Source organism: Hymenobacter rubripertinctus, from assembly GCF_003583925.1.
Classification (GTDB): Bacteria; Bacteroidota; Bacteroidia; order Cytophagales; family Hymenobacteraceae; genus Hymenobacter; species Hymenobacter rubripertinctus.
Map to the genome: position 1 here is coordinate 1 of NZ_QYCN01000088.1, position 2,995 is coordinate 2,995.

2 protein-coding genes and 1 pseudogene are annotated in these 2,995 nt (G+C 54.6%); 1 reads left to right on the plus strand and 2 read right to left on the minus strand.

The window, feature by feature from the left end; genetic code table 11:
* Both D0T11_RS21590 and D0T11_RS21595 read right to left on the minus strand, forming a co-directional pair.
* On the minus strand, positions 1 to 1,787 hold a 1,787-nt coding region (locus D0T11_RS21590; RefSeq protein ID WP_147374796.1), incomplete at its 3' end, for a hypothetical protein.
* Positions 1,788 to 1,857: 70 nt separating this feature from the next.
* Positions 1,858 to 2,616: a hypothetical protein gene (locus tag D0T11_RS21595; RefSeq protein WP_147374797.1), complete on the minus strand. Its 759-nt coding sequence runs from the start codon at positions 2,614 to 2,616 to the stop codon at positions 1,858 to 1,860.
* A gap of 155 nt (positions 2,617 to 2,771) precedes the next feature.
* Between D0T11_RS21595 and D0T11_RS23430 the strand changes: the two are divergent.
* Positions 2,772 to 2,906: pseudogene (locus D0T11_RS23430) on the plus strand (arginase); the annotation flags it as partial.
* Positions 2,907 to 2,995: the final 89 nt, after the last annotated feature.

The following is a 2,995-nucleotide window of genomic DNA, read 5'->3' on the forward strand; positions in this document are numbered from 1 at the left end:
GGCAGCACCCCACAGGGTTGAACGGGCAATTCGCTAAAGCTGGTAACCTGACGGAGCGCTACAGGGAACTTGAGCACGAGCAAGACATTTTGGGTGGTAGCCGAAGCATTTCGCCGCCGCAGGTTAAGCATGAACTTCAGAAATACTGGATATTGTGCACCCGGATTGCTACCAATGGTAGGTACGAATTCTTTAGTGGCTGGATCCTGAATGTTATTGCCGCTTACTTCCAATTCCAGTACCGAATTACTGAGGCAACCGGCATCTATATAATCGGTACGCATTACATGGCTGGTGGCCGAACTCATGCCCTCGTAGTACCAGGCAACGGAGCCGGCTGGTAGCACTGCCGGGTAGTTACTACCTTCCTGTAACAGAGCAACCTGAAAATCCTGGACGTCTAAACCCGAAGCGGGGTTAATGAGGTATTGGATTGCATCAGGCACCCGATACTGATGCAAACGGCGGCGGCGGCCATCCCCATCGGTATAAGTAGAGGTTTTTACTTCTACCACGGGCTTGCGCAGTACGCTGAGCACCCCCAGCGCCTCGTTATAGTAGGGATATTCCTCGGGGGTAGTAATTATTTTTGTGCCCGGATTATTGAAGGTAATGTTCTGGTAGAGGCTGGTGGCTGAGATGGTACCTGTTGTCTGGGTCGTCATTTCTAGCGTCATGGGTTGCAGGCTGATGGACTTCTGCGGGTCACTTTCTTCCTTGCCGCCACCAAAAAAGGCATCCAGTGTACTTACGGCTGCCCCAATGTAGGGCAGCGCCCGTAATCCGTTTTTCAAGAAGTCGCTCTTGGCCAAATCCGCCTTCAGCCGGTCAATAGCATTCTTCTTGGCTTCGCTGTCAGCCGTGCTTGATTTCGTCCCTTGGCTACCCAGCTCTTTTTTTACCTTCGACGCGAAACTGTCCAGGCTTTTATACGACTTCTGCCCCGACTTTATATTGCTGCCAATACGCTTGCCCAGCATAATGGCTTCATTGAAGTCGCCGCTTGCCTGAGTAGCCCCCGGGTTATTTACATCGGTCGTAACCAACGTACCAGTCGTAACGCCGGTGAGCTTTACATCAGCTTGACTGACCAGATTCACATCGATGGTGAACTTAGAGTCAAACTGGCAGGCACAGGGGTCGTACTCCATCGGAAAATCGGCCATGAACCACTTGGCCCGCTGATTTAGAAAGGGTACCATGGCCACGAACTCACTCGTCAGCCCTGGGGTAGTATTTTCCAGGGCCGTGCCGATGCCCTCCATACGGTTAAGGGTGCCTGCTTTTTTCTGCGCGCCATTATTGTTGAAACGCAGCTTAATTTCGGCAAACTGGTAGCTGTTGAACAAGTCGCCCATCGCCACAAATACCCTCAGCATACCCGTGTGTTTGTTGTAGAGCACTACGTACGGATTGCGGGAGCCTACCACGGGGGATCCGGCGTCATTGTAGCCCATATCCCGCTTCAATAATTCCCAGCCATCCTTGGGTAAGTCGCGCTTGCCTAAAATGTGGGTGACGCTGGTATTGTCCGTCTGTTCCCAGGGCATCCAGATAGCCTGCTCGTTGATGGCGACGTTGTTCAGGTTCCACCAGCGCCCATTGTATTGCTGACCTTCGTACCAGTTGAATGTATTGGTACGGGTAGGATACTCCGGGTTGATGGCAAGCGGAACGGGGGCCGTACTAATGCCCTTGACATCACAGGGAGCGGGCGACTGTGCCCATGCGGACTCGATGCAGGCAATAGCCAGCACCCCTGCCGCAGCAGGTAGAAATTTTTTCATAAAAAGGAAAGGAAGTAATGAACCAGTCGGAAGTTCCCGACCAGGAAAATAGAAAAACGTTCCGAAGAAATTAGCGCACCCGCTTGCCCCGGAACACGCGGTTTATGCGCTTGAGGCTGCGGTCGTTCTCAAACTGCGAATAGTCCACCCGAATGGAGTCGCGGGTGGTCAGATAGCCAATACCACTCTCCGTCAGGCAGGAAAAATCGTTGCGTCCGTAATTAAACTGAATGGCGCGCCAGGTCAGGCCCAGGGTGAAGTAGGGCGACTGGCAGCCCCGGCTCAGGTTGCGCAGAAAATCGTACTGGATGGGGCTGCCCACGTTGTAGGGGTCCAGGCCCTGGAAGATGCGGATGGTGAACGTGTCCCTGGGCGCGTCGGTGGTGCTGCCCTGGAACTTGCCGTAGATGGGGCCTTTGCGGAAGGAGCGCGGCACCAGGCTCAGCACTTTGGTGAGCGTGTCCACGCCGTCGTCGTTGGGAAAGCACTTGGTGTTAGGGGGGCGACGGGCAATCAGGCGCACGCGGTAGTCGCCGGCGTCTTTTTCGTAGAAGTAGAGGCTGAACTGGCGGTCGGTGAACACGCGCGCGTCGTTGCCCACGCGCCACTCGTAGCTGGTGTAGGGGGCACCGGGGCCTTCGAAGGTGATGTCCTGCTTGGCGTAGGCCGTGTCGGGGGTGGGGGTGCCGTAGTTTTCCAGGAAACGGAAGCTGAGCGGATTGGCCTGGGCGGCGGCGCAGGGGTCGGGCTGCGGGTCTTTATCCTGGCGGCAGCCGGCTAGCAGTAGTGGGCCCAGCAGGGCCAGGGCAGGAAGGAGAGAGGAACGCACGAACAATCGAATAAGAAGTAGGAAACACTAACGGGGCAAATATATGCCCTCCCTTACATTATCTACACTTCTAGACAAAATCCCAGTAAATATTTTTCGATCAATGGGCACTTATATTCGCTGAACAGCTTATATTCCGGGACGAAGTAATTTATTGTTGCGAGATGGTGGAAATCAACCCCACCCTCGACTCGGGAAACACCATGGCCCAGAACGCCTTCGACATTCTGGAAGCCGCCACTGATGCCATTCAGAACCGCCTGCGCATGGAGGAGGTAGTGAGCCGGTAAGTTCCAGTAAAAAAGCCTTCGGCCAAGTGCTGGCCGAAGGCTTTTGGGGACTAAGAAAGCTGTAGGCATTAATGGGCCACGCTCAGGCG